This window comes from Priestia sp. P5, assembly GCF_029522155.1.
Classification (GTDB): domain Bacteria; phylum Bacillota; class Bacilli; order Bacillales; family Bacillaceae_H; genus Priestia; species Priestia megaterium_E.
In genome coordinates this window covers 1,618,433-1,642,860 of record NZ_JAKWFJ010000001.1, presented here as the reverse complement: position 1 = coordinate 1,642,860, position 24,428 = coordinate 1,618,433, and the positions used below count along the sequence as shown (strand labels likewise).

Here is a 24,428-nt window from a genome sequence, read left to right as displayed (position 1 = left end):
ATTTTTAGATGAATCACTATTCACTTCCTTATGTAAGAGTTTACATTTATTTGAATCATAAGTAAAATAGATAAATAGAATAAATAGTATGAAAACTAAGAATACTAGTGAGGAGAATTTATGGATATTCGAGAACTGCAACATTTCATGGAAGTAGTTAATCAAAAAAGTTTCACGAAAGCAGCAGCTGCAATTCATCTGTCTCAGCCAGCATTAAGTAAAATTGTAAAAAAACTAGAAGAAGAACTCGGCGTAGATCTTTTTGATCGCTCTACCCGAAAGCTGACTTTAACCGATGCGGGACAGATTGTGTATGGGCAAAGTCAAAAGCTAGTATCCACTCTTCACGAGCTGCATGCTTTGTTAGATGATTTACGAAATCTCCCTACAGGAGATATTAAAGTAGGAATTCCTCCTTTAGTAGGGACTGTTGTTTTCCCGATGATCGCAAAAAACTTTACATCAAAACATCCTCAGGTGAAATTAGAGCTTGTGGAGCTTGGCGCAAAGCGAATTGTCGAACTTGTAGAAAACGAACAAGTAGACCTTGGCATTATCGTGCTGCCTATTCAAAACCCTCTTTTTCACGTCTACCCGTTTATTGAAGAAGAGTTTAATTTATACATTCATCATGAGCATCCGCTGGCAGCTAAATCAATTGTTGCTTTGAGCGAGCTTAGAGAAGAGCCGTTTGTCCTGTTCAGCAAAGATTTCTCTCTTCATGATCGCATTATTCATGAGTGCATTCAAGCGGGTTTTCATCCAAAAATAGCGTACGAAAGTTCTCAATGGGATTTAATTATTGAACTAGTCGCTTCTGAATTAGGTATTGCAATTTTACCAAAGTCCGTGTTTCCAAAGATCAATAACCCTTTTATTAAAAGTATTCCAATTGCCGCACCTACTCCAATGTGGGAGCTAGGCATCATTTTGAAAAAAGATCGCTATATGTCATATGCTACACGGGAACTTTTATCCTTCCTAGTAGACCAAGACATCATTTTGCCGTCTCATACGATGTCAGCAAATTCATAATAAAACAGCCTCTTCTTTTATTAAGGAGAGGCTGTTAGTCATCTTTTATATCTTTCTTTAATCTTTTTTGTCTTGCGATCAACTAAAAACAAGTCAGCAAATGGCGACTTGTTTTACAGCTGCTTTTTGAATAGCACACTTTTTTTAAAATGTACTCTCAAAGCTTCACGATTGGCCATAAACACTCCTATTAAAATAAGAAGGCCTCCGCCAATAATAGAAGGCGTGATAGCTTCATTTAAGACTACATAACCGATTAACATCGCGATTAAAGGAGATACATACAACCAAGTAGATGGAAAAACCGGATTTGTTTGGGCGATTAGCCAATAATATAAGCCGTGTCCAGCAATTGAACCAACAAAAATTAAATATACAATAGACCATACTGCGTTCCAAGGCATAATAGTTGAAACATGGATCTGCTCTGTACATAAAGAAAGCACCAGTAGAAATATTCCCCCGTAAAACATTTGAATACCGTTAATTAAAAACGGTGACACTCCTTTTAGTTCATTTAACAAAGCTTTCGAATAATTGCTGCCTATGCCGTAAAATACCTCTCCTACTATGATAATGATACACCCTAACGTCCACGAATAAGACATAGTAGCTGTCACATTTGGAAGTGAAATACAAATAACACCGGTAAAAGCCAGAAGCAAAGCGAATAACTGCTCTTTTTTTAATTCCATTTTTCTTTGCATCACTTGAATAAGCAATATCATCATTGGGCCAGTAGCAGATAAAACAGCTGCAAGACCCGATGTCACATGTTGTTCTGCCCAATAGAGCGTTGAAAATGTCATAAAGGTCAAACAAAACCCTACCATCATCACTTTTTTTGAAAATAATAACGAGCGTCGAACTTCTTTTTTATATGCAAAGTACGAGATTACTAATATTCCTGCTAAAAGAAAGCGAGTTCCAGCTGAGAAAAGTGGAGGCATTCCCGCTTCAATCCCTAATTTAATAGTTAAGAATGTCGTGCCGAAAATAAAACAGATAAGTACGTAATTAATAATAATCATATATCTTCCTCCTTTAAACATGCCACGAGTATAAAAGAAAGGAAGTATAACAGTAAAACCTTCACTATAACAGTTGCTGTTTTTCCAGTTGCGCCCATGCTTATTTTGAGGTTAACTAAAGAAAAAGAATAGTTAGGTGACACAATGAGATTTAATGTACATAAAAAATCTTCCACCCCCATTTATCAGCAAATCTATGAGCAGATTCGTTATCGCATCCAAACGAGCATGATAAAACCTGGTGATCAGCTCCCTTCTTTACGCAAGCTATCACAAGAGTTAGAAATAAGCTTATTAACGGTACGAAAATCGTATCAGCTCTTACAAAAATCAGGATTAATCGTAATACAGTCAGGAAAAGGAGCTTTTGTTAAAGGGGTTACTAAACGTTCTTCCAAGGTATTAAATAATTTTTCATGGCAAGATGAATTAAACGTAAATATCACGCGCTCTCAGTATAGCTTAAATCGTGATCGTAAATATTATGATTTCTCTCAGGCTATTCTTTTCCCTCGTCTCCTTCCTAATCAGTTTTTAGCGCAAGAAATGCAAAGTCTGTTACGTGCCGATGAGCTTGTTTTAGCCACATACGGTCCAATTCAAGGAGATCGTGAGCTTCGCATAGAGCTTTCTTCTTATTTACAGAGAGAGCAAGGAATAAAAGCTGATCCTCATGAAATTGTGATTACAAGTGGCGCTCAGCAAGGTATTGATTTAATTGCTCAAACACTTTTAAAGCCAGGGGATACGGTTATAGTAGAGAGTCCATGCTACGGAGCTGCAATTGATGTCTTCACCAATAAAGGTGTTAACGTCATTTCAATTGAACTAGATGAAGAAGGAATACAATCTGATTTAGTAGAAGAAGTCTGCCAAAAAATAAAGCCTTCGCTTTTGTACGTAAACCCTTCTTTTCAAAACCCTACAGGTATACTAATGAGCAGACAGCGCCGCAAAGAACTAGTTGATTTGGCCGAATTGTATCACTTTTTTATTGTTGAAGATGATTCGTTTGGAGAGATTTATTTCGATGATATATCGGTGCCTCCACCGATCAAAACGTTTGATAAAAATGGGCATGTTTTGTTTTTGAAGGGGTTTAGTAAAACTTTGGCCCCAGGACTTCGAATTGGATTACTTTATGCACAAGGTTCTGTATTTGATTGGCTATATGCAGTTAAAGCATTGATGGATATTGGTAGTCCCTTACTAACTCAAAAAGCTGTGCTAGCTTTCTTACGCACTGAGCGAATGAAACAGCATATGGAAAAGTTGAGGACCGCTTTGCAATTGAGAAGAGATCATGCAAGCGACCTGCTTTCGCCTCTTTCCGACTACGTTCAATTCCAAGTCCCTAAAGGAGGCTTCAACTTATGGTTAAAACTGCCGCAAAATGTAAACACATTCGCATTATTAAAAAAAGCCCAGGAGCATAATGTTTGCTTTTTACCTGGTGAAGCTTGTTTCGTTCACAAACCTCCTCATGCTTACATTCGAATAAGCTACTCCCTTCTTAGTGATACTGATTTGAACATTGGACTTCAACGTCTTAATGCTATCCTTTCAGCTGAAATATAAAAAGAATGTTTAATTGTAAGCGAAGAAGTGTATACAGAAAGAGGAGAAGAAAGTTATTCTTTCTTCTCCTCCACTCTTTTAACTCACATTTTTATTCACAGCAATAATTTCACTCAGGTTATTCATATAAATAATTTGCTCACCAAACGTTCTATTTTTCAGAGCAGCCGTATGATGCGGCTTCATGCCAATAATATAGCATGTGATGCCCATGAGATAGAAGGACTGCATAAAGCCTGCAAAAGCTTGAATTCCTTCGGTCGTTAATATATCTAGTCCCCCAAAGTCAAATAGAAGCGTGGTGTAATTTCCTTCATGCGCAAAGTTTTGCAAAATGGACGTATTTTCAGCTACAAGAGCTGTATCTAAGTCTCCAAAAAGAGGTATAAGTCCTACTTTAGAGGATAATTTAATAAAAGAAGCGGACAATTGCTTAATTTTTTGTAATGATTTTTCAAGACGTTCTTTTTGTTCAAGCAGTTCAAAATCTGTATCTGCTAATCGTTTCCGATGGTCTTGAACAAGACTCGTTAGCTCTTGTATACGCTCATCTTGGCGAATACAAACTAAGTGACCTACATCACCATCCCATTGAATTAAGCATTCAAACAGTGAATAAGGCGAATCATTGGTTTGCATCACAAGTTCTACTTTCTGAATAGCCTGGCCTCGGCTTTGGACAAGCGTTTGCTCATCATGGGGTTCGTCTACAGACAATTCTCGAGAATCTTTTTGGCGCAAGCTTAAAAACTTTCTCGCCTTTTCTTGACTGAATACATCTACAAGATCTAAAAAATTAGCTGAAGGCTTAAATAAATGACCTGATTGTTGGGACCATTCCAAAATATTAAATTCAGTATCCACTAAAAAGTAAGGAACTGGAACATACTCAAGCATCGACATTAACTTCCACTCCTTTGTGATAACTGATTAACCAGTTATTTAGTTGGTGAAGATCCGGAATTAGGCGTGTATGCTCAGAACAGTAAGAACGGAAATCAATTTGAGAAACTAAGCGCCCTCCTACCATTACCGTTGGTCTTGGTTCTAATTTGTCCAAAGTTTTGGTGTATTCAGCAAGCCTCTCAATATGATAAGGGATGCTGACGGATAATCCTACCATGTGAGGCTTCCATTCTATAGCCATTTTCTCAGCGTATTCCAGAGGGAGATTGGCTCCTAAAAAGCGAGTATTCCAACCGTGTTCCTCAAACAATAAAGCCACCATCTTTAAACCAATGAAGTGCTGTTCTTGTTCCAAGCATAGAAGCAGTGCCCTTGGAGCGGTGTCTGAAGCGTGTCCCTGAATTTTTTTATAAAAGCGATAGCGAGTTAGCACATAATCACATGTCGTAGTTGCAACATGCTCATCAGCTACAGAAATGATATTTTCTTCCCACATATCTCCAGTTACTCGCATTGCGGTTGTAATTAAATTTTCATAAATATTTAGGCTGTTCTTTCCCTGTTGGATTTCTTCTAGCACAACTTCCCAAGCGCTGTCTTGATCACCAGCTAATAAATAGCCTACAAATTTTTGTACTTGAGATTTCATTGTTTCACCTCAGTAAACGTAAAGCTTTTAAGAAACTCTAATAAAAGCTTCTCGTCTCTCTTTTTCAAGATCGCCTAAAATGTATACTACTCTTAGACTAACACATGTTGCCAATAGCAACAACATAAAAATAGAATAATAACTTTTTATTTTACTATACTGAGTGAAATATGACTAGTATTTCTCTAAATTTTCTCCTTTCCTTTTTATTTATGAAAAACACCTCGGCATCTTGTACCGAAGTGTTTTTCAAGTTGTTATCATTTCGTTTGCTAAAGGAATGTAAGTGCGTCTCTTTCTCTTTTATGCATCTTTCCTTTTTTCCACGTTCAATAGACTTTTAAACATATGTATTTATGACTCTTCTGCTCCAACCATAATACTGATAAGATAGAGCGCTGTCATAACTGAGCCGACTGTATTGCATATCAAATGAATATATTGGCTGGTCACCATAAACAAGTATAAACTTAGCGACAGCAGCACCGTTCCGAACAAAAAAGACCATTTGAATAATGACAGTGGCCGCTTGAACTTTATACGCAAACAAAAAATGAGAATAAAGCCTGCTAGCGCCATCACAAAGAAACTAACATTAAATAAATTGATGGTTATCACATTTGTTCACACTCCCTTTGCCCCTGAAATTATTATAACATATTTTTCCTTATCTTCATTCTTTCTCTAGGAACAAACGCGTCGAAAATTGTTTTTTTGATGTGTTTATGTCACAATATTTTTATAAAAATTCCAAGGAATGAGGGAATGCATTGACTACACCTGAAGCTCAAGATTCAAAATGGTCCATTTTAAACAAAGCCCTTCATAGCTCACAATCTGGTATTATCGTGACGGACCCTTCTCTGCCTGATAACCCAATTATTTACCTCAACCAAGGGTTTTCCCTTATGACCGGCTATAAGGAAGAAGAAGTATTAGGGGAAAATTGCCGTTTCCTACAAGGTCCTCTTACAAACCCGCACCACGTCGATGAAATTCGCAGCGCTATAAGCCGCAATCAGTCAGTCTCTGTTACGCTTGTTAATTATCGAAAAGACGGCTCTTTCTTTCATAATCAGCTAACAATTGACCCGACATATATAGAAGAAGAAGATAAATACTACTTTATTGGTGTTCAAAAAGATGTAACAATAGAAATTACAGCTCAGGAACAGCTTCAGCAAGCTTTGGAAGAAGTTGAAAGGCTATCCACCCCTATCGTGCCAATAGAAGAAGGAATCTCTGTTCTTCCATTAATCGGAACGTTAAACGAACGTCGTATAGAAATGCTATTTAATAGCTTCACCTCGCGTAACACAAGCAGCAAAGATCGTTATTTAATCCTAGACGTCTCAGGGTTAGCGCAATTTAATGATTCATTCGGCCGTGATGTTCTCAATATTTACAATTGGCTGAAGCTCATGGGAACTCAGCTTGTTTTAACAGGAATTTCTCCTAACATGGCCATACATATGAGCACTATGGAAGATGATATGTCCTTTATTTTAGTCTATCAAAGCATTAAAGATGCCTTACCCAAGCTAAAGTTATAAGCACAAGAAGTGGTTCTGTATGAAAAATAGGTAAAATGCATGAATATGTTAGTTGAAAAATGTTTATTTTTTAATAAATTGGGTTTGAGAGTATACAGTTAGGGAAAACAAGGCGTATAGGAAAATAAATGCGCTTCATAATGGATTTATTTATAAGCATCCTCACTTTAGATCAGGGGATGCTTTTATGCCTTTATTTATAAATCAATTAGACTATACATATATATAAGGAGAGTCTTCATGCATAAAAATCAGGACTTATATCATTTTTTCAAAGAACATTCTCTTCAATTAACTGAAGACTGGTACAATCAGCTCGACGATAAAAATGAGTTCTCTGTCTATTCGAGTAAAAATCCAGCAATTGTGAAAGAACTTAAGCAGCAAAATCAAGATTATTTCCAGCATTTATTTGACGTGTTTATAAAGGATGAGGAATATTTTTTTTCGGATTTTCAGCAGTGGTCAATAGAACTAGCGCGTGATCCAAAGCATTTAAGTACGCCTCTTCACTTTATCGTTCGAGAATATTTTAATTCACAAAAAATTGCCGTTAATTACTTAAAGAAGTTTATATCTTTGCATTCGGATGAGATAAGCGTAGATAAGATATTTATGTGGTATGACATTATTGTTAAAGCGTTTGATTTATCTATTTACATCTTTATTCAAGAATATCATAAAAATACGCAAGAACAGCTGAACGCTCAGAAAGAGTTAATTAATGAATTAAGTTCTCCTGTCATCATGCTTCAAAATAAAGTTGCACTTCTGCCTCTTGTGGGGGATATTGGAACGGTCAAAAGTCAGTTTATTTTAGAAAATACACTTCAGCAATGCTCGGAAAAAGGCGTTGAACATTTATGTATTGACCTGCTCGGTGTAGCTACGATTGACACGATGATGGCACAAGAGATTTTTAATTTGGTAAAAGCTCTTCGTTTAATTGGTGTGCAAACAATTTTATCTGGAATTCGACCGGAAATTTCTCAAACTGCGATTCGTTTAGGGCTTTCATTTGAACATGTTAAAACTACTTCTTCTCTTGCACAAGCGCTTAATTCTATTAGTTAAGCATATGGCTCTCTATTACAGCATAGAGAGCCATATCTATGGCGTTTCAAATTTTACCGGGGTATAATAGACACGCCCGATTAGCTTTTTTCCTTTGTTATCCTTCCAGTCCGCTACGAGTATATACCGATCACTGCGAGAGGCAGAATCTACTGTAATAGCGGATGTTTTTTTTATGTCCTTTTTTTCTACTATGTTTTCATAAATAGACTGATTGCGAATTTGTTTGTAATAAAGCGCATTAGGTTTTTTACCATCTATTTTAATGGCCACTTGACCATCTTGAGAGACGGGAATACTATCTTTCATAACAATTTGTCTAAAATTTTTTCGTTCGCCAAAATCAGCTTCACATTCAGTCCAGCAAAAAAATAAAGGCTTGATGATGGCTTCTTTGCCTTCGGCTATTATTTTTATAGCGGGTGGATAAGGATCTTCAAGCGTTTCAGCTGTAGGAACCTGACATGCGGTTAATGAAAATAAACTAAATAGGATAACCACCACTTTTTTCATACTATGTCCTCCCTTTTTGCGAACGTGGTGCACGTAAGTGAGTGGGTGCATAGTATACTCTTTCGCCTGCAAGCAAAAGATTCCTTTTATAATCAACAAAAAAACAGCTGCCTATTTGTTTAGACAGCTGTTTCTTTCTATTTACTTAGCATGCTTATTTCTTTTTTCATATCTTTTTCTACATATTCCATTAAATCAGATACGTAGGTTTGGAGCGGTTTTGTTGCGTCTTTATGATCATTCATCGTTAATTCATAAATGCTATCGATATTATCAATCATCAGTTCCATATCATCGATGACGCCCGTATGCTTATACATCGTTTTCATCGTAGGATCAAGGGAAGCTAATTCATTATATTCATAGTTTATCGTATTTGAAATATCATCGAGTTCATTGATAAATTGCTTTTTGGTTTTTTTTTCGGCCATAAGCTGATTATACTCTTTAAAAGCAGTTTGAAGGTTTTTCTGAGAGGTAGTCAATACTTTCAGCTGTTCTCGTCCTAAATAATAATCATAAATACTAGTAACAGTAAAATATCCCCCAAATGTGAGCGCGATTCCGACAACCAAACCTATCCAAAACGTGCTCGTTTTAAAAAAATGTTTCATAATGACTCCTTTTATCTGTGTTCTATGTACAACACTAGCTCCTGCTGCTGCTTTTTCCTAGGATACACCAAAAACGAAGTGGAAGCTACACTTTTTTAAAATTTTGTCGAATTTTGTCTCTTATTTCGCAAGCTGCAGCACATTATGTTCCATCTCTATTTCTCCATCTGTATACATCAAATTCGTTAACCGCTGTAAAACCAAGTTTTTCATAGGCTGGCTTTCCTGCACTTGTAGCATGCAAAATACACGTATCCGCCTGTTTTTTTGCTTCAGTAAGAACTTCCTTCAAATATGCGGTGGCCAGGCCTTTTCTCCTCATATGTCTAGCTGTAGTGATACAGTACAAACCCGCTGTACCGTCATAAAAAAAGAGAGACCCAGCTACAGCTGGCCGGTTGTGATAAAGACCCAAATATAAGTGATATTGGTCAGTGTGCTGCATAAGCTCCCTAAACCTTTCAAGAAAGTCAGCTTGATATTCTTTTGGTTTTTGATAGCCGTCTATGTATACCGTTATCCATTCTTTCAATTCAGCTTCTGTGTGCACTCGCTTACATTGAAACCCTTCTACTCCTGTATATGCGTATTCTTTTTCTTGAATGTACTGAATCATTCCAATCCATTTTTCATAAGGAACAAATCCATTTTTACGAAGAACTGGCCTAAGGTTATCATATGAAGATGGACCAACAATCCATAGAGGTTTTTCCCCTTCCGCAGGGCATATCCCTAACGCAGGCTCAATATGATAGGTTCCTGCATATACGCCGCGATTGTAAGGAGGTGCAGAAATCCATTTGATTTCTGACGTATCCACCTTCACAGATTTCTTCGTATGCTGAAAATACATCCAGTGCTGAATCAAGTGCCGTTCTACTACATCGCTTTGATTTTTTATTTTCACTTCATGTCTCCTTTCTCTTCTAAACTATGTGCCGTTTTCTATTATATACTAATTAGTCTATTTTCTATGACTCTATCGCAGTTCGTAGATCCTTTTACAAGTTTTTTTTATTTTTTTTGCTATTCTATGAATAGTTTTCTTTTAAGTGGGGTACTAACCTATATAAGCAATACATCATTAAAAAGGAGGATGATATTTATGTCATTTTTATGGGCACTTATTGTAGGTGGTATTATTGGGTGGCTTGCCGGATTAATTACAGGAAGAGACGTTCCGGGAGGTATTATTGGTAACATTATTGCTGGTTTTATCGGTTCTTGGTTAGGTTCAGCTATCTTTGGAAGCTTCGGACCAGTTGTAGGTGGATTTGCTATTATTCCTGCTATTATTGGATCAATCATTTTAGTGTTAATCGTAAGTTTCATTATGAGAAAAATGCGTGGGAATCATAAACATGCATAACAAATTATTATATTAAAAAAAGAACCTCTGTTGAAAAAGAGGTTCTTTTTTATGTGAAAAATTCTTAAAATTTACTATTTTTAATTTCATAATATTGAAAAATAAACCTATTAATGTTAATTTAATCATAATCAATATTGAAAAACGAGGAATTAACATGCTGCTTTCAACTCATCAAAAAGACAAATCTATGTACCAAATACTAATAGAAGAAATCGAACAGACACGAACGTTGATGATTCAAACGGCTGTCCGTGAAGGAATGACAAGTCCTAACACACTTCAAATTAGTCAGTCATTAGATGCTTTATTAAATAAGCTTCAAATTTTCTTCTACCAATAAAAGCCCATGATATGGTTACGGGACTGACCCCTGATTTCGAGACAGGGATCAAAACACCTTTTAAACAGCCAGTTTTCGGTATTGTACCGGTGACTGGTTGTTTAGTTTTGTTTGAATACGGATATGGTTATAATAAGTAATATAATTTTCGACGGTTTGTTCTACGATGGCAGTCGTAGTACATGATAACTCGTCGAGGTAAAACGTTTCAGACTTTAGGATGGAATGAAACGATTCAATGGAGGCATTATCAGCTGGTGTCCCTTTACGGGACATACTCATGATGATGCCTCTTTCTTTGACTTTTTGTTGATACGCATAGGACGTGTAAACCGAACCTTGGTCGCTATGCAACGTACATCCTTCAGGCAAAGGAGGGAGTTGACTTAATGTATCTAAAACAAATTCTACGTTTTGGCAATCACCAATGGAGTACGCAATAATTTCCCCATTAAATAAATCTTGAACACTTGAAAGATACAACTGTTTGGGTCCAAAAGGCAAGTAGGTAATATCCGTAACCAGCTTTTGAAGAGGGCGCTCTGCTCGGAAATTACGGTTTAACACGTTTTCTACAACCTGATAAGGTTGTCCTGTTTGTTTCCGTTTTTTTCTTTTTACTCGGCATTGCCAACTGTATTTCTGCATAACACGCTGCACGGTTTTATGGTTGATACGCATGGTTTGATTGAGTAACGCTGTAATTTTTCGATATCCATATCGAAATTTATGGTTGCGGCACTGTTCACCAATTTTTCGTTCGATTCGTTTTTTTCTCTTCATTTCTTCTCGTTGCTCATTTTTCTGCCAACGATAATAAGTAGATCGAGGAACCCCTAGGCACTGACAGATTTGAGAGATCGGCAACTGCTTTTTTAATTCTTCCACTACATTCAATACAACTTCTCGTACCACTCCCTTTCCAATTCTTTGTACTTTTTTAACACGTCATTCTGTTGCTTTAAATATTGATTTTCAGCTTTTAACGTTGATAAAGCATCTTGAGAATGGGACCCCTTTTGATGGGTGTAGCTTTGCCCAACGGGCTGTGCTAAACGATAAGCTTCTCCATTTTTATGCCATCTCATCCATGTTTTAAGCTGCGTACGATTGCGAATCTGTAACGTTTCCATCACTTCTTTGACGGGGATTCCTGCCAATCGCATTTCAATTGCTTTTAATTTCACTTCTACTGGATAGCTTACTCTTGTCCCCATAGAAAAAACACCTCCAAGTTATTGTTAGGTACTACATACCCGTTTTTTAACTTAAAGGTGTTTTTTATTTGTCTCACTCCATGGGGTCAGTCCCTTACATACTCATGGGCTTTTGTGTTGTATTAGTCCGCTTGATTAACGTATTCCACTGCTTGGTGAAGGCTACTGAAAGTCGTAATGTCAGCCAAATCTAACCCCAAATTCACCATTGTCTGAGCAATTTCAGCACGAATCCCGCTTAGAACCACTTGAATTCCTAATAATCTTAAAGCACCGATTACTTTAAAAATTTGGTCCGCTACCATCGTATCAATAATTGGAACGGCGTACAAATCAATAATCAACCAATTTAGCTTATAGTCACTGCCGTGCTGTAGCGCATTTTCCATTAAAATTTGAGCACGATTTGTATCTAAATCGCCAACAAGAGGAATCACACCAATTTCTTTCGTAATGCGTACCACAGGAATTGATAGTTCATCAATTGCATAGCGCGCGGATTGGATTTTATTTGCAAAGTCGGTCATATATGATTTACTAACCCAGTGCACAGCCTTGTCCACTACTACGTTGAAACGAGAAATAACTTGATAAAAGGCATCAAATGTAAACGTCTCAGCTTTTGCTTCTTCTTTAATAATTTCTCCGATAACATTTCGGTAATAGCTGATTTCTTCTAATGCTACATCCAATGGAAGCTGAAGGACAACGAGTAAATTCGCTACTTCTCTTCCCCATTCCTCAAGCACTTCAAAGTTTTTTATATCATTTGTTGAGATAGAATCAGCATATATTTGAATTAAATGAACGCGCCACGGTTCTAATTGTTGTTGAATATCTTTGTCTTCATATTGTTTTTGTTTTGAGAACTCTTGTTTTTTTTCTAGAATTAAATTTGTAATGTGTTTAAGTTTTTCATCTAATAATAATGATTCCATATTGTTCTCCCGTTAAGAATTTGTTTATTTAAAATGATATCACAAATACCGTTAAAAAAAGTAAAACTAAGGGAAAAAGCTTTTAAAAATGAACCAGATGTCCCCTTTTGCGAATAGAATAAGCTAAATTGAATCTAAAACGTACATAAGCTGAACTTCTCTCCTTTATTTTATCGTTACTTTCACAGTGAATTCTCATACATAACTCTTCAATTTAATGTTGGGCTATCTTAGCATATATGATAAATAGATGAAAAAATGTAAAAGGGTTTGCAGCAAGCATGTCGCATGACAAAATGTGTTTTAGGAAAGACTGAAAAGGAATTCCCTATAAAAAGGAGGTTAGGTATATGTCATTTATTTGGACGCTTATTGTTGGAGGACTTATTGGCTGGCTTGCTGGTGTGTTAACAGGACGAGATGTTCCAGGTGGAATTATCGGAAACATCATCGCTGGGTTCATTGGAGCATGGTTAGGCTCTCTAATTTTTGGAGATTTCGGTCCAGAAATCGGCGGATTCGCAATTGTTCCTGCTATTATTGGTGCTGTTATTTTAGTCTTAATTGTGAGTTTTGTTTTACGCAAAATGCGTGGAAATAATAATCATCGACATGCCTGAATAAAAAAGAGAAATCAGCGTTTTGATTTCTCTTTTTCCTTTACTTCTTATAGCAAAATGTTTTAACAATGACGTACCTGTAAGTGTAATTCTTTATTGCTACATTTAAAAATTGCTGCTTGTCACCTCTCACATTTAATACTTCTACATCCTCGTATCAAGCGCGCTAGTAATGAGCAGCTTTGTACCTTCGAGATCCTCAAGCATATCGGTAAAGATAACTTCAATATGAACAGGTACAGCTTTTATTGGACATTGTTTTATAGCTGCTTTCTATTTCGGCTCTACTAATTCAATAAATGATCTTGCTTGTTTGCCATTTAACTGTGCGTAGTGTGTATCTGTAGCTAATTCAACGGTTTCGTTTCCTAAGTTGACCCACATCCGATAAGATTGTACCTTTATATCCTTTTTTGTTTCTACCGGTTCAAAGTGAAGAATGTAGTTAGGTTTTCGAATCATTTCAGCTTTTTCTTCTCTCCATGATACATCTTTTAACCACTGCTGCACTTTCTGCACTTGATTTTGATCTTTCATTTTAACCGCATGGCCATATTGATTATCGGCTATGTATTTTTCGATTACGAGCTTTTGTTCAACAGTACCGCTTGAAGCACTGCTTTGCTGACATCCTGTTATCACCCAACAAATAGCAATGAGAACAACTAATCCAGACCATACTTTTTTCATTTACATCTACCTTTCTTTTTGTAATTGAAATGAGATGTTCTTGCTGAATGATGCTACCAGCTGCTCGTTTTTAAATCTCTTTTTGCATTCTCTTTTCTTCATATAAATCCCTGCTTCATTTGCCTAAAAAAACTGAATCCCCGAAAGGATCCAGTTTTTCGTTACGATTCGACATCTTCTATGACATGAACAGCGCGAATAGCAGCGTTTACTTTTGTATGTTGAATGCGCTCTTTTGCTTCTTGTATAGTCATTGCCTCTACTTCTTGATAAAAAATCACGTTCGCCCATTCATATTCTACTGAATAACGATTTATTTTTTCCATACGGTACCCTCCTTATTGATGAACTAAAATTTGATCAATCAAGCCATATTCTTTTGCTTCATCCGCTGTAAAGAATGTATCTCGATCAGTGTCTTTTTTAATTGTTGAAAGCGATTGTCCTGTTCGTTCAGACAGAAGTTCATTTAGGTGATCTTTTAACCGCAAAATACGCTTCGCTCGAATCTCAATTTCAGCTGCTTGCCCTTTTGCTCCTCCTAGCGGCTGATGAATCATCACTTCGCTATTAGGAAGAGCAAAACGTTTCCCTTTTTGACCGCCCGCTAGTAAAAATGAACCCATAGATGCTGCTAGCCCTATACACAATGTGCTTACATCTGCACGTATAAGCTGCATCGTATCAAAAATAGCCATGCCCGCTGTAATAGATCCTCCCGGTGAATTAATATAAATGCTGATATCTTTTTCTGGGTTTTCTGCATCTAAAAATAAAAGCTGAGCGATAATGCTAGTAGCCACTTCATCCGTAACTTCACCTGTGAGCATAATCACTCGGTCGAGCAACAGCCTTGAATAAATATCATAGGCACGCTCTCCCTTGCTTGTTTGTTCCACTACATATGGAGTTAAGTTCATGTGACCGCCTCTTTCCACTGAATTAGTACGAGCAAATTTTTTCACTTTTGCACTGATTTCATGATTTAAAAATGAATCCCCTATTAAATCTTCGTCTGTAAATTTAATCATTAGAGAATGCCTTTCTTGCTGCATATGTAAGCGTTCATCCCGGTAAGTCACAGCAACTGCAATCTCCGCCTGTGGATATAAAACGGCCTCTTCTGTGTAAATCTCTATTAATAGAGGTTCGTCGTCGATATGTTTTACTTCGATTTGCCCCTGTTTGTTTTCCCGGTATCCATTTAAGTTTGTCGTTTTAAACAGACCTTCGGGGAGCTGAATATCAATCGTGATGTTTTTAATTTTTACTTGTGAACGTTCAAATGTAATACAAAGGTGGTTCATTCCTTCTTCTTTTTCCATCACTGATTTTGCCAAGGCCAATTTAATCATGCGATGAATGATCCTTTAAAATTTGAGTAACGGACTCAATTACTTTTTGCCGTACGTCCGCTGATAAATTTCGATTCATAGCTACAAACACATCTTCATTGACTTGATGCATCTCTTGGTTTTGAATCTGTCTACTTTGATAAAGAGGAAGCTGCGCACCAATGCTTTTCACTTCTTCCACACTCATTGAACGCAGCGTTTCTTGAATGGAAGCTAGTGACTCACCTGCTTTTGATAATGTCAAAACGGCTCGAAAGTAGTGAACGTGCTGATCTGTATACACGCGTTTATTCCCTACTAGCACCAGGGGAGGAACCATTTCTATTTGCGTGTAATACCGTACCGTGCGCAAGTTCAAGTCCGCACCTTCACTATTTAATAACTCCGTAATTTGCTTGCCTGTATACGAGTTCAAACAACCCCTCCTTATTAGTTACAGTTAACTGTTACAATGTCATTATACTGTAAATATCTTGTTTTTACAATTAAAACCATGGTAAATTTTAGATAAACCAGCTGAACATATAAAAAGAACAAAACAAAGAGCCGTGCTCTCTTTACTAACCGAAAAAACAACTGTGTATACTTAAAAAAGGAGAGAACATATGATGGGGAATCCAAGTGTAGATTGCTTAGGGTGTCGATTAGCAAATAACCAAGAAAAATCGCATATGATATTTGAAGATTCGTTTGTGACATGCCTGCTAGATCACAAGCCATTTAACGAAGGCCACCTCTTAATTCTTCCTAAAACACATATAGTGGAAATCGACGAATTTGATACTGAACACGTACTGGCCGTGATGAATGCAGCGAAGCTAATGACAAAAGCAGTGAAGACATTCTTTGTTCCAGACGCAGTTACTCTCTCTCAAAACGGGGGAATGTTTAACGAGTTAACTCATTTTCACATGCACATCGTTCCACGGTATCAAGAGGAGTGTTTCGGAGATTTTTATACGCAAATTCCCCAGTTTGCTGAAAAAGATGACGCTTTGGCTGCAACAGCTCAGAAAATGCGCCGCGTCATTCAGCAAATGTCTTTATAAAAAAAACGGCTTCCTTATGGAAGCCGTTCTTTTTACTGACGATCAAACAATGAACTTCCTGCAATACCAGGGTTCGTCATTTCAAATGGATTTAAAATGAGATCTAATTCCTCTTCTGTTAACACATCGTATTGAAGGCAAAGCTCACGAATTGGTTTTCCTGTTAAAATCGCTTCACGCGCAATACGCGATACGACTTCATAGCCTAAGTGAGGGTTAACAGCTGTAATAATTCCTACGCTTTTTTCTACATATTCTTTCATGCGCGTTTCGTTTGCTTCAATTCCTGCTAAACAGTGATCTGTAAAGCTTCTGAAACCGTTATTCATAATGCTGATTGATTGAAGCAAGTTAAATACAAGCACAGGTTCCATGACATTAAGCTCCATCTGACCTGCTTCTGAAGCAAGAGAGATCGTTTGGTCATTTCCCATTACTTGAAACGCAATTTGATTGATCAATTCAGCCATAACCGGGTTTACTTTTCCTGGCATGATTGAAGAACCAGGCTGACGGGCAGGAAGGCTGATTTCTCCTAGACCTGCACGAGGTCCAGATGCCATTAAACGCAGGTCATTTGCGATTTTAGACATGTTCGTCATGCAGATTTTAAGCGCTGCAGATACTTCTGTATAAGCATCTGTATTTTGAGTAGCGTCCACTAAATGCTCTGCATGCACAAGAGGCAGACCGCTGATATCGGCTAAGTGCTTGACTACATTTTCAATATAGCGAGGATCTGCGTTTAAGCCTGTTCCAACAGCTGTCGCTCCCATATTTACTTCATGTAAATGGTCACGCGTTGCGCTAATACGCTTAATGTCGCGCGCCAACACGCGGCTGTATGCTTCAAACTCTTGACCAAGACGAACGGGTACAGCATCTTGAAGGTGCGTACGGCCCATTTTAATCACGTGATCAAATTCTTGCGCTTTTCGTTTAAATACATCATGCATATCATTCATTGTAACAAGAAGTTTATTTAATAAGTTCAGCGTTGAAATATGGATAGCCGTTGGAAATACATCATTTGTTGACTGAGACATATTCACATGGCTGTTAGGACTTAATTTACCGTATTCACCTTTATTGTCTCCCATAATTTCAAGGGCACGGTTTGCAATAACTTCATTAGCATTCATATTCATTGACGTTCCTGCTCCACCTTGGATAGGGTCCACAATAAAGTATTCATGCCACTGACCTGCTAAGATTTCATCAGCTGCTTGCACAATCGCATTTCCAATACCTTCATACAAGCGCTTTGTATCCATATTTGCAAGCGCTGCCGCTTTTTTTACAATAGCAAGCGCTTTAATCATTTCTTCATGTACTTTATAACCCGTAATCGGAAAATTTTCTACGGCACGTGCGGTTTGTACACCGTAGTATACGTCTGCTGGGATTTGTTTTTCTCCTAGAAAATCAGCTTCTGTACGATATCCTGCTGTTTCTTGTTTCATAGCTGTACCTGCTTTCTTTTTTAATTAATATCTTCTGCAATCGATGTTTCCATCATCTTTTTAACTTGGTGAGGATCTTTGGTTTGTCCGAGCACCCACATTAATTTAGGAACAATGGCTTCTGTGTTCATGTTTTTTGAGCGAACGACGCTGTCATGATTAATCATTCGGCCTACTTCATAAATGCCCATGTCTTCTCCTTCTTCAAGACACTGAGTCGTAATGACAACGGATACACCGTGATTTGTTAACTCAACAAGCTTGGCTAAAATGTTACGAACTTGAAATGGAATGCCTCCACTTCCATAGCTTTCAACAACAACGCCTTGATATACATCCTTTAATCCATCGAAAAATTCGGGTTTAATGCCGGGAAACAGTTTAACAACCGCTACATCCGTACAAAGAGATGTATTAACCGCCAACTCTTCTTTACTAGAGCGAACGGATTTTGTATATTCCACCGCATTATCATGGATAGACGCCACGTATGGATAATTAATGCTTTCAAATGCATCATAACTTTTTGTACGAAGCTTGATTGCTCTTGTGCCTTGAATCACACGACCGTCAAAGACTACATAGACTCCGCCTGTTTCTTCACAAGCAAAGCGAATCGCATCTGCAATATTGCGCTTCGCGTCCGTTTTACTAAATGAAATAGGAATTTGAGATCCTGTAATCGCAATTGGTTTTTTAGAATGCTGAAGCATGTAAGAAAGCGCTGCCGATGTGTAGGCCATTGTATCAGTTCCATGGGTGATAACAAAACCATCGTATTCATTATAATGCTCTTCAATCGCTTTTGCCATCTCTATCCAACATTCTGGCTGCATATTTGTACTATCAAGATTCATAAGAGATTTGCTGTCAATTTGACAATGTTCATTTAAATCAGGTATGTAGCTTAGTAATTGATCTGGCTCCATTCCAGGAACAAGTCCATTTTCACCTTCAAGTGAAGCGACCGTTCCGCCAGTTGATAACAATAATAGTTTTTTCAAAACCGACATCCCCTTTGCTTAATTTCTGTAAAAAACCTGACAATCTATCAAATAAATTATATTCATTTCGCGTACTTCACCTGTAATTATAGTAACCCAAATTCAATAAATCAAGAGAAAAATTATTCGTTTCGCGTACACTTTTTTCTGCAGCAATGATATAATGAATAAAAATGTAAATTAGCTCACGGTTTGATTACAAAGATCTGCGCGCGAGCTGAATGCCTCGGTTTTTTACATACTACACCTACAAAGGAGCGTCATGAATGTTAAGCAGATTAGCTCAACTCAGGAAAGAAAAAAAATGGTCTCTTCAATATACAGCTGACCAGCTTGAAATCGCTAAAAGCACCTACGCAGGATACGAATCTGGCTATCGTCGTCCTTCTCTTGAAGCACTCGTTACAATCGCAGAACTATTTGATACATCAACAGACTACTTGCTAGGTAAGGAAAAGGAACCTTATTCTCCTTCAGATGCACCCATCGAATTAACATCGCCTCAAACTCATAGAATTACGGTCGACGGTGCGGAACTGTCTCAAGAAGAAATTCAGCAGCTGACGGCCTTTATTCGTGCTAAAAGACAAATTGAAAAAGAAACTGCACCTTCTTCAATGTAAAGAAGATTAGAAGCAGGTTGCTTCTAATCTTCTAGCTGCATTTCTAAATAGCCTACTACTTCTTTTGTTATTTCCTCTTCTGTTTCTTCCATCAGCTCCCCGGTTATCTTGCTGCCTGGGAGCTTCTTCGAAGAACGAATGCCCAAAAATGTGCGGACACAGTGCCAGATAGGAATAAAAAGACCATCTAAAAACTCATCTTTTTCTAAAATACCCACTTGAATAGTGGCGTGATAACCAGGGTGAAAAGGATTTTCCCCTTCACGGATCACATCTACAGAAAGCTGCATCCCTTTTTTTTCAAAAGCTTCTTTATATTGTGCATGTATTGATTTGAGAAGTTCTTGCACAGACCTTTCAACTGTATGTATATATTGTTCTAACTGCGGCGTAAATTGTTTTGCGGTGTATTCCATCTATCTCCCTCTTCCTTCGGTTCCCTATCCCTTATTTTAGCGACTTTCATTTTATTGTATCATAAGAAAAACGCTCATCTGTCTAGCAGAAAACCCCGCTTTTTGTAGAAAAGCGGGGTTCATACATACCTTTACTAGCAATAACTTACATTGCTTTATCTTGTTTAGAAGATGATTTTAATTTTTTATTTTTAGTTGGATCTGGCTCATTAGAAGACATGATAATGTTTCCTTCGCCGTTGCACACTTTGCACTTTATAAATCCAAATTTCTTACCGGCTCCTTGGCATTGTGGACAAACATATCGAATTGGCATAAACTGTACCTTCCTTCTTTCTAATTTATACCTGCGCATTGAAAGCGCCTGTGGTTAGTTTATAGTTTCATTATAAATTGTACCATTCACCCTATCAAGACGTGCCAAATTGCACATCTTTAATGGTAAGAAATCCTTCCTTTCTAAAATTCACCTAAAAAATGAGTCGATAGACAGGAGAATTTCTTTTCTTGTCAAAAGGCAATACGTCAGAGGAAGTTTCTTATTGGATATAATTAGCGAATCGCCGCGTTAAAAATTTTACTCTTTTTCTTGAAGCTAAAGGTTAAACAACCGTTTTGTCTCGAATTTCTTTTGAAATGGTTACGTCTTTCCAAAGCTGTTCGTATTTATAACCCGTTAAACTTTCACAAACCGCTTTCGCTTCAGGAGTAACGTCTTTCGCTCGGCCTCCCTTTTTTCTTCTTTGAATTTCAGTTAATAAGATTTTGTGATTTTCCGGACTTATTTTAAACCATATGGTTGCGATAATTCCAGCGAGAATCAAAATAGCAGGTACAATCATGAACAGCTTTTGCAAGCCGGCTAGTGTAGACGCTGACTGCTCAGCATTTGGTACATAGCCAATATTCTTTAAGGCAACACCAACAAGAAAAATCGCAAGCGCCTGAGAAGATTTTCGAATAAACGACATCAGCCCTGCATACACGCCTTCTCTTCTTTTTGTCGTAATCATTTCATCTACATCTGATACGAACGGCAGTACATTCCATGGAATCATAATCGCTCCAGAATGACCGCTTCCTAAGAAAAATGCTGCTAGATAAATAAGAACTAATGAGCTATCTGTTGTTAGGAAACTGAATAAAACAATGCCCGTTCCCCAGATGATCATGCTGAAATTATAGGTTAATTTATTTCCTAATTTGATGGCTATGTACGTAACAAGAGGAATAAATAGTACTTGTGTAATTTGCACAAAGCTCAGGGTATCTGCATAGATCGCTTCGCGCAGCATGTAATAGGCAATAAAATAAAAGAAAAGAGCATTAAATACATCCATTGCAATGTAAGATGCTAAATACATGGCAAGATACACGTTAAACGACTTATTTTTAAATGCACTTCCAAAACTGATAAAAAGCTGCTTAAATTCTAACCAAAAACCGTTTTTCTTTTTTCGTTCCACTACTTCTCCGCTATCCCATGTTCCTTTATAGACAAAAATCCATGGAAGAGCAAAAAGAAGACCAAAGATAATGCCCATGATTAAATATCCTTGTCCACCTGGAAACGCATCAATGATTCGTTTTGGGAAGAAAGCACCTAAAAATGAAGCGCCTTGTGAAAAGACCATACGTATTCCCGTCATTTTCGAACGAATGCTATAATCTGTCGTCATCTCTGCTGCTAGCGTATTGTAAGGAACCATGACCATACCAAACGCCGTGTTAAATAAAAGATAGGCTAAGATAAAATAGGTGTATTTGAACATATGCGAGCCTTCAATAGGAATCCACAGCATACTGAACGTGATGGCAACTGGAATGATTCCAAAAAGAAAAAAGACTCTTCTTCGTCCTTTTTTTGTCTGAAGATGATCAGATATGTACCCAATGGTTGGATCTAACAAAGCATCCCACACTTTTCCAAGAGCTACAATCGTTCCTGCTTCTACAGGAGAAAGCCCGACTACATCCGTTAAAAAAACCATAAATAATGTGCCGATAATAAAAAAGGATCCTCCGCCAAACAAATCCCCAAATCCATACGCTACCATATTACGAAAGCGCACTTGTTTTGTTTTCCCTTGCATATGCAGCCCTCCCCCTGAGTAAATAGACTAGCTTCTTTTGTTATTCACTTTTTTCTATTCTACTAAACTATCCCTTGAAAAATAAGGAATATGTCACCTTTTCTACTCAAAAGAATAAGATACTTTTTGATCCTATACACAGAAAAATGACTGAGTAAACCGTTTTTCTTTATCCTCAATATATAAGTTGACTTTTTTTGCACAGCTGTTATAATTCAACCCATCGCTTGTTATTCGACTATAAAATGCAAACTTGAACATTTGACATCTGAGCTGTTACGAATAAAATAATAAGTATGAAACCTATTGATATCTTCAAAGCACTATCCAATGAAACTCGATTAAATATATTAGAGTGGTTAAAAGAACCTGAAAAGCATTTTAAAGACAAACAAGCACATTTGCCTAAGGAGGTCAGCAGCAGAGGCGGTGTTTGCGTGGGAGATATTCAGGAAAAAGCTCAGCTGTCTCAGTCCACAGTGTCCAGTTATCTTTCCATGATGCAAAAAGCAGGTTTGTTAGAGTCAATTCGGCACGGTCAATGGACATACTATCGCCGAAATGAAGAAACGCTTCAAGAGCTTTCTTCATTCTTACGAAAAAAACTTTAACGAGTTTTTTTCACTTAGTATATCTATTTTTCTAGATATACAAATATAAAGAAATATTGGAGTGATAAATGTGAAGTTGTTGGTTTATTTAGTTGCGGTTCTAGGCGGCGCTGCTTTAAGTATGGAAGGCGCTATTGCCGGAGAACTCGGAAAAACAGTGGGAAAACTTGAAAGCAGTTATTATATTTTTATCATGGGAACGCTCATTTTAGGTCTGACCACTTTATTTGCTGGAAAAGGAGATTTACCTTACGTCTTAAAAGCACCTAAGTGGAATTTAACCGGCGGTTTATTAGGTACGGTTTATTTAACAATTCTAGTGATTAGTATCCCCTTTATCGGAATTGGCGTTTCAATGGTTGCGGTTATTGTGGGGCAAATGATTACAAGCATGATCATTGAGCATTTTGGTTGGCTTGGCAGCAGCAAAATTAAAATTAACAAAGAACGCGTAATGGCTATTGTATGTATGGGAATTGCGCTTGTACTTATTTTCTAGGAGGGTTTTACGATGAGTTTATTGATGGTGATACTTACCTTAATAGGAGGATTGACGCTAAGCGCTCAGTCTTCTATTAACGGCACACTAAGTAAAAAAACAGGTACGTTTGAAACAGCTTTTTTAACCTTTGCGACAGGTGCCATGATTTTAACGATTGTCGTTGTCTTCTTTGGGCAAGGAAACATTCTCTCCGTTTTTGATGTCCCTAAATGGCAGCTTACCTGCGCTTTATTCGGAGCATCTTATTTATTTCTAACGGTTTTAGCTGTACCTAAAATTGGTGTAACAGCAGCTAATATCTCAACTGTTATCGGTCAGTTATTTGCAAGTATGATTATCGACCATTTTGGCTGGTTTGGAAGCAAGGAAGTACCTTTTGATCTATCCCGCTGGATTGGTGTAGCGTTTATGTTATTAGCTCTTTATTTTATTTTTAAAGGCAATAAGAAAACAGCAGCATAAAAAGATCATGAAAATAGCCAAGTGTCTCCATAAAAGTGCACTTGGCTATTTTTTTGTGCGTAAACCGCATTTGAATTTTCAATCAATTATTTAGAACATATTTTATTTAAACTAAATTGATTTTAAATAAGGTAAATTCCACAAAAAAATTGTGCATACCTTCCTGCCTTTGTTCAAAAGATAAAGAGGCAGATCTAGAAAATCGGCTACATAAACGAACAGGTAAGGTGGGTTTTTTCGTGGGAAAATTTTTATTTTTAGCAGCATTTGTCTTTTTTTGTTTTACGCTTTCCATTTCCGCAGAAGAAAATATACCAGAAGAAAATATAGAATCACACGTAAGTCAGCCTGTTGTAAAAGACTTTATTTATCAATCTCTTGAACCTTGGGTACATCAAGATATTACTTCTCATTATGAGAAGGTTTACGGTAGACAGCATAAAAAAGTAAAAGTTCGTCCGATTAAAAAAGATGATATCGGGATACAAATGGGTGAAATACAGCCCGGTAAAGGCGGTAAGTTCACTCATATTGTGCGGGTGAAAATCTTAAACTTAAAAGTAAAACCCGAGGGAGAAGATGAATTTTTTGCAACGGATACGCTTATTTATAAAGTGAATATTAACGAACTTTCTGCTGAAAATGATGTAGAAAACGTCGTAAAACTACTTGAGTATAAACATCAAGAAAGATAAAAGTCCAATTCTTCCCCCCTTTTGA

General features: G+C 37.2%; 31 protein-coding genes. 13 read left to right on the top strand and 18 right to left on the bottom strand.

Annotated elements, in window-relative coordinates:
* Window positions 1-120: 120 nt before the first annotated feature.
* Window positions 121-1,035 carry a LysR family transcriptional regulator gene (locus tag MMB69_RS09045; protein WP_013083830.1) on the top strand — a complete coding sequence of 305 codons (915 nt, stop codon included), beginning with the start codon at window positions 121-123 and terminating at the stop codon, window positions 1,033-1,035.
* A gap of 113 nt (window positions 1,036-1,148) precedes the next feature.
* Here the strand turns inward: MMB69_RS09045 and MMB69_RS09040 are convergent, their stop codons facing one another.
* On the bottom strand, window positions 1,149-2,066 hold the full coding sequence (locus MMB69_RS09040) for a DMT family transporter (protein ID WP_277447606.1): 918 nt from the start codon (window positions 2,064-2,066) through the stop codon (window positions 1,149-1,151).
* 144 nt (window positions 2,067-2,210) lie between these two features.
* On the opposite strand from MMB69_RS09040, the gene pdxR reads away from it, so the two are divergent.
* Complete coding sequence (pdxR, locus tag MMB69_RS09035; RefSeq protein ID WP_277447605.1) at window positions 2,211-3,644, top strand: MocR-like pyridoxine biosynthesis transcription factor PdxR; 1,434 nt, start codon at window positions 2,211-2,213, stop codon at window positions 3,642-3,644.
* A 78-nt stretch (window positions 3,645-3,722) separates the two neighbouring features.
* On the opposite strand, the gene MMB69_RS09030 is transcribed toward pdxR, so the two are convergent.
* The 3 genes from MMB69_RS09030 to MMB69_RS09020 all read right to left on the bottom strand — a co-directional run bounded on the left by MMB69_RS09030 (window position 3,723) and on the right by MMB69_RS09020 (window position 5,817).
* Window positions 3,723-4,547 carry an STAS domain-containing protein gene (locus MMB69_RS09030; RefSeq protein ID WP_221784307.1) on the bottom strand — a complete coding sequence of 275 codons (825 nt, stop codon included), beginning with the start codon at window positions 4,545-4,547 and terminating at the stop codon, window positions 3,723-3,725.
* Complete coding sequence (locus MMB69_RS09025) at window positions 4,534-5,199, bottom strand: cobalamin B12-binding domain-containing protein (protein WP_221784305.1); 666 nt, start codon at window positions 5,197-5,199, stop codon at window positions 4,534-4,536. Before MMB69_RS09025 ends, MMB69_RS09030 begins: the two co-directional genes overlap by 14 nt.
* A gap of 354 nt (window positions 5,200-5,553) precedes the next feature.
* Window positions 5,554-5,817: a hypothetical protein gene (locus MMB69_RS09020; RefSeq protein ID WP_269871696.1), complete on the bottom strand. Its 264-nt coding sequence runs from the start codon at window positions 5,815-5,817 to the stop codon at window positions 5,554-5,556.
* Window positions 5,818-5,969: 152 nt separating this feature from the next.
* Here MMB69_RS09020 and ytvA point away from each other — a divergent pair, with 152 nt between their 5' ends.
* Window positions 5,970-6,752 (top strand): YtvA family blue-light photoreceptor, encoded by a 783-nt coding sequence (gene ytvA / locus MMB69_RS09015; protein ID WP_221784301.1) that lies wholly within the window; start codon window positions 5,970-5,972, stop codon window positions 6,750-6,752.
* A gap of 240 nt (window positions 6,753-6,992) precedes the next feature.
* Window positions 6,993-7,826 (top strand): STAS domain-containing protein, encoded by an 834-nt coding sequence (locus tag MMB69_RS09010; protein ID WP_221784299.1) that lies wholly within the window; start codon window positions 6,993-6,995, stop codon window positions 7,824-7,826.
* A gap of 36 nt (window positions 7,827-7,862) precedes the next feature.
* Here the strand turns inward: MMB69_RS09010 and MMB69_RS09005 are convergent, their stop codons facing one another.
* The 3 genes from MMB69_RS09005 to MMB69_RS08995 form a co-directional block, all read right to left on the bottom strand.
* Window positions 7,863-8,339 (bottom strand): hypothetical protein, encoded by a 477-nt coding sequence (locus tag MMB69_RS09005; protein WP_269871695.1) that lies wholly within the window; start codon window positions 8,337-8,339, stop codon window positions 7,863-7,865.
* 137 nt (window positions 8,340-8,476) lie between these two features.
* On the bottom strand, window positions 8,477-8,953 hold the full coding sequence (locus MMB69_RS09000) for a hypothetical protein (RefSeq protein ID WP_221784295.1): 477 nt from the start codon (window positions 8,951-8,953) through the stop codon (window positions 8,477-8,479).
* 142 nt (window positions 8,954-9,095) lie between these two features.
* A complete protein-coding gene (locus tag MMB69_RS08995) occupies window positions 9,096-9,860 on the bottom strand; it encodes a GNAT family N-acetyltransferase (RefSeq protein WP_221784294.1) in 765 nt (254 codons plus the stop codon).
* 198 nt (window positions 9,861-10,058) lie between these two features.
* On the opposite strand from MMB69_RS08995, the gene MMB69_RS08990 reads away from it, so the two are divergent.
* Both MMB69_RS08990 and MMB69_RS08985 read left to right on the top strand, forming a co-directional pair.
* Complete coding sequence (locus MMB69_RS08990; RefSeq protein WP_013057762.1) at window positions 10,059-10,322, top strand: GlsB/YeaQ/YmgE family stress response membrane protein; 264 nt, start codon at window positions 10,059-10,061, stop codon at window positions 10,320-10,322.
* Between the two features lie 157 nt (window positions 10,323-10,479).
* A complete protein-coding gene (locus tag MMB69_RS08985; protein WP_221784292.1) occupies window positions 10,480-10,665 on the top strand; it encodes an aspartyl-phosphate phosphatase Spo0E family protein in 186 nt (61 codons plus the stop codon).
* Between the two features lie 60 nt (window positions 10,666-10,725).
* On the opposite strand, the gene MMB69_RS08980 is transcribed toward MMB69_RS08985, so the two are convergent.
* Both MMB69_RS08980 and MMB69_RS08975 read right to left on the bottom strand, forming a co-directional pair.
* Window positions 10,726-11,882 (bottom strand): IS3 family transposase gene (locus tag MMB69_RS08980; RefSeq protein WP_277447604.1). Its coding sequence is split into 2 segments (ribosomal slippage): window positions 10,726-11,609 and window positions 11,609-11,882, totalling 1,158 coding nucleotides; the frame shifts between segments, so codons are not numbered across the junction.
* A gap of 122 nt (window positions 11,883-12,004) precedes the next feature.
* Window positions 12,005-12,820: an STAS domain-containing protein gene (locus MMB69_RS08975; protein ID WP_221784290.1), complete on the bottom strand. Its 816-nt coding sequence runs from the start codon at window positions 12,818-12,820 to the stop codon at window positions 12,005-12,007.
* Between the two features lie 350 nt (window positions 12,821-13,170).
* On the opposite strand from MMB69_RS08975, the gene MMB69_RS08970 reads away from it, so the two are divergent.
* Window positions 13,171-13,440, top strand: coding sequence for a GlsB/YeaQ/YmgE family stress response membrane protein (locus MMB69_RS08970; protein WP_013083843.1), 270 nt, complete (start codon window positions 13,171-13,173; stop codon window positions 13,438-13,440).
* A 273-nt stretch (window positions 13,441-13,713) separates the two neighbouring features.
* Here MMB69_RS08970 and MMB69_RS08965 read toward each other — a convergent pair whose 3' ends face one another.
* The 4 genes from MMB69_RS08965 to MMB69_RS08950 form a co-directional block, all read right to left on the bottom strand.
* On the bottom strand, window positions 13,714-14,130 hold the full coding sequence (locus MMB69_RS08965; protein WP_221784288.1) for a YhfM domain-containing protein: 417 nt from the start codon (window positions 14,128-14,130) through the stop codon (window positions 13,714-13,716).
* Between the two features lie 161 nt (window positions 14,131-14,291).
* Window positions 14,292-14,456, bottom strand: a complete 165-nt coding sequence (locus MMB69_RS08960; protein ID WP_165574957.1) for a hypothetical protein — start codon at window positions 14,454-14,456, stop codon at window positions 14,292-14,294.
* Between the two features lie 12 nt (window positions 14,457-14,468).
* Entirely contained in the window at window positions 14,469-15,050 is a 582-nt protein-coding gene (clpP, locus tag MMB69_RS08955) for an ATP-dependent Clp endopeptidase proteolytic subunit ClpP (RefSeq protein WP_221784363.1), read from the bottom strand.
* Window positions 15,051-15,477: 427 nt separating this feature from the next.
* Window positions 15,478-15,900, bottom strand: coding sequence for a MerR family transcriptional regulator (locus MMB69_RS08950; RefSeq protein ID WP_221784286.1), 423 nt, complete (start codon window positions 15,898-15,900; stop codon window positions 15,478-15,480).
* Window positions 15,901-16,093: 193 nt separating this feature from the next.
* Here MMB69_RS08950 and MMB69_RS08945 point away from each other — a divergent pair, with 193 nt between their 5' ends.
* Window positions 16,094-16,534 carry an HIT family protein gene (locus MMB69_RS08945; protein WP_277447602.1) on the top strand — a complete coding sequence of 147 codons (441 nt, stop codon included), beginning with the start codon at window positions 16,094-16,096 and terminating at the stop codon, window positions 16,532-16,534.
* A gap of 32 nt (window positions 16,535-16,566) precedes the next feature.
* On the opposite strand, the gene aspA is transcribed toward MMB69_RS08945, so the two are convergent.
* On the bottom strand, window positions 16,567-17,997 hold the full coding sequence (gene aspA, locus MMB69_RS08940) for an aspartate ammonia-lyase (RefSeq protein WP_014459383.1): 1,431 nt from the start codon (window positions 17,995-17,997) through the stop codon (window positions 16,567-16,569).
* 20 nt (window positions 17,998-18,017) lie between these two features.
* Window positions 18,018-19,001: an asparaginase gene (locus MMB69_RS08935; protein ID WP_221784282.1), complete on the bottom strand. Its 984-nt coding sequence runs from the start codon at window positions 18,999-19,001 to the stop codon at window positions 18,018-18,020.
* Window positions 19,002-19,267: 266 nt separating this feature from the next.
* On the opposite strand from MMB69_RS08935, the gene MMB69_RS08930 reads away from it, so the two are divergent.
* A complete protein-coding gene (locus tag MMB69_RS08930) occupies window positions 19,268-19,624 on the top strand; it encodes a helix-turn-helix domain-containing protein (protein ID WP_277447601.1) in 357 nt (118 codons plus the stop codon).
* A 23-nt stretch (window positions 19,625-19,647) separates the two neighbouring features.
* On the opposite strand, the gene MMB69_RS08925 is transcribed toward MMB69_RS08930, so the two are convergent.
* From MMB69_RS08925 to MMB69_RS08915, 3 genes are all read right to left on the bottom strand, one after another.
* Window positions 19,648-20,040 carry a hypothetical protein gene (locus tag MMB69_RS08925; protein WP_277447600.1) on the bottom strand — a complete coding sequence of 131 codons (393 nt, stop codon included), beginning with the start codon at window positions 20,038-20,040 and terminating at the stop codon, window positions 19,648-19,650.
* A 145-nt stretch (window positions 20,041-20,185) separates the two neighbouring features.
* The gene (locus tag MMB69_RS08920; RefSeq protein ID WP_013057775.1) at window positions 20,186-20,356 is read right to left on the bottom strand and encodes a hypothetical protein; all 171 of its coding nucleotides are present in this window, start codon (window positions 20,354-20,356) and stop codon (window positions 20,186-20,188) included.
* Window positions 20,357-20,642: 286 nt separating this feature from the next.
* On the bottom strand, window positions 20,643-22,133 hold the full coding sequence (locus tag MMB69_RS08915) for an MFS transporter (RefSeq protein WP_057235234.1): 1,491 nt from the start codon (window positions 22,131-22,133) through the stop codon (window positions 20,643-20,645).
* Between the two features lie 296 nt (window positions 22,134-22,429).
* Between MMB69_RS08915 and MMB69_RS08910 the strand changes: the two genes are divergently transcribed.
* The 4 genes from MMB69_RS08910 to MMB69_RS08895 all read left to right on the top strand — a co-directional run bounded on the left by MMB69_RS08910 (window position 22,430) and on the right by MMB69_RS08895 (window position 24,403).
* Window positions 22,430-22,744 carry an ArsR/SmtB family transcription factor gene (locus MMB69_RS08910; protein WP_013083854.1) on the top strand — a complete coding sequence of 105 codons (315 nt, stop codon included), beginning with the start codon at window positions 22,430-22,432 and terminating at the stop codon, window positions 22,742-22,744.
* A gap of 70 nt (window positions 22,745-22,814) precedes the next feature.
* A complete protein-coding gene (locus tag MMB69_RS08905) occupies window positions 22,815-23,243 on the top strand; it encodes a DMT family transporter (RefSeq protein WP_028409192.1) in 429 nt (142 codons plus the stop codon).
* A 12-nt stretch (window positions 23,244-23,255) separates the two neighbouring features.
* Window positions 23,256-23,708 (top strand): DMT family transporter, encoded by a 453-nt coding sequence (locus MMB69_RS08900; protein ID WP_013057779.1) that lies wholly within the window; start codon window positions 23,256-23,258, stop codon window positions 23,706-23,708.
* A 239-nt stretch (window positions 23,709-23,947) separates the two neighbouring features.
* Window positions 23,948-24,403, top strand: coding sequence for a hypothetical protein (locus MMB69_RS08895; protein ID WP_277447599.1), 456 nt, complete (start codon window positions 23,948-23,950; stop codon window positions 24,401-24,403).
* Window positions 24,404-24,428: the final 25 nt, after the last annotated feature.

What these genes read in the sequence shown, in the direction of transcription:
- MMB69_RS09045 (WP_013083830.1), top strand. Translation starts at nt 121, where the DNA reads ATGGATATTCGAGAACTGCAACATTTCATGGAAGTAGTTAATCAAAAA.
- MMB69_RS09040 (WP_277447606.1), bottom strand. Translation starts at nt 2,066, where the DNA reads ATGATTATTATTAATTACGTACTTATCTGTTTTATTTTCGGCACGACA.
- pdxR (WP_277447605.1), top strand. Translation starts at nt 2,211, where the DNA reads ATGAGATTTAATGTACATAAAAAATCTTCCACCCCCATTTATCAGCAA.
- MMB69_RS09030 (WP_221784307.1), bottom strand. Translation starts at nt 4,547, where the DNA reads ATGTCGATGCTTGAGTATGTTCCAGTTCCTTACTTTTTAGTGGATACT.
- MMB69_RS09025 (WP_221784305.1), bottom strand. Translation starts at nt 5,199, where the DNA reads ATGAAATCTCAAGTACAAAAATTTGTAGGCTATTTATTAGCTGGTGAT.
- MMB69_RS09010 (WP_221784299.1), top strand. Translation starts at nt 6,993, where the DNA reads ATGCATAAAAATCAGGACTTATATCATTTTTTCAAAGAACATTCTCTT.
- MMB69_RS09005 (WP_269871695.1), bottom strand. Translation starts at nt 8,339, where the DNA reads ATGAAAAAAGTGGTGGTTATCCTATTTAGTTTATTTTCATTAACCGCA.
- MMB69_RS09000 (WP_221784295.1), bottom strand. Translation starts at nt 8,953, where the DNA reads ATGAAACATTTTTTTAAAACGAGCACGTTTTGGATAGGTTTGGTTGTC.
- MMB69_RS08990 (WP_013057762.1), top strand. Translation starts at nt 10,059, where the DNA reads ATGTCATTTTTATGGGCACTTATTGTAGGTGGTATTATTGGGTGGCTT.
- MMB69_RS08985 (WP_221784292.1), top strand. Translation starts at nt 10,480, where the DNA reads ATGCTGCTTTCAACTCATCAAAAAGACAAATCTATGTACCAAATACTA.
- MMB69_RS08975 (WP_221784290.1), bottom strand. Translation starts at nt 12,820, where the DNA reads ATGGAATCATTATTATTAGATGAAAAACTTAAACACATTACAAATTTA.
- MMB69_RS08970 (WP_013083843.1), top strand. Translation starts at nt 13,171, where the DNA reads ATGTCATTTATTTGGACGCTTATTGTTGGAGGACTTATTGGCTGGCTT.
- MMB69_RS08965 (WP_221784288.1), bottom strand. Translation starts at nt 14,130, where the DNA reads ATGAAAAAAGTATGGTCTGGATTAGTTGTTCTCATTGCTATTTGTTGG.
- MMB69_RS08960 (WP_165574957.1), bottom strand. Translation starts at nt 14,456, where the DNA reads ATGGAAAAAATAAATCGTTATTCAGTAGAATATGAATGGGCGAACGTG.
- clpP (WP_221784363.1), bottom strand. Translation starts at nt 15,050, where the DNA reads ATGAACTTAACTCCATATGTAGTGGAACAAACAAGCAAGGGAGAGCGT.
- MMB69_RS08945 (WP_277447602.1), top strand. Translation starts at nt 16,094, where the DNA reads ATGGGGAATCCAAGTGTAGATTGCTTAGGGTGTCGATTAGCAAATAAC.
- aspA (WP_014459383.1), bottom strand. Translation starts at nt 17,997, where the DNA reads ATGAAACAAGAAACAGCAGGATATCGTACAGAAGCTGATTTTCTAGGA.
- MMB69_RS08930 (WP_277447601.1), top strand. Translation starts at nt 19,268, where the DNA reads ATGTTAAGCAGATTAGCTCAACTCAGGAAAGAAAAAAAATGGTCTCTT.
- MMB69_RS08925 (WP_277447600.1), bottom strand. Translation starts at nt 20,040, where the DNA reads ATGGAATACACCGCAAAACAATTTACGCCGCAGTTAGAACAATATATA.
- MMB69_RS08920 (WP_013057775.1), bottom strand. Translation starts at nt 20,356, where the DNA reads ATGCCAATTCGATATGTTTGTCCACAATGCCAAGGAGCCGGTAAGAAA.
- MMB69_RS08915 (WP_057235234.1), bottom strand. Translation starts at nt 22,133, where the DNA reads ATGCAAGGGAAAACAAAACAAGTGCGCTTTCGTAATATGGTAGCGTAT.
- MMB69_RS08910 (WP_013083854.1), top strand. Translation starts at nt 22,430, where the DNA reads ATGAAACCTATTGATATCTTCAAAGCACTATCCAATGAAACTCGATTA.
- MMB69_RS08900 (WP_013057779.1), top strand. Translation starts at nt 23,256, where the DNA reads ATGAGTTTATTGATGGTGATACTTACCTTAATAGGAGGATTGACGCTA.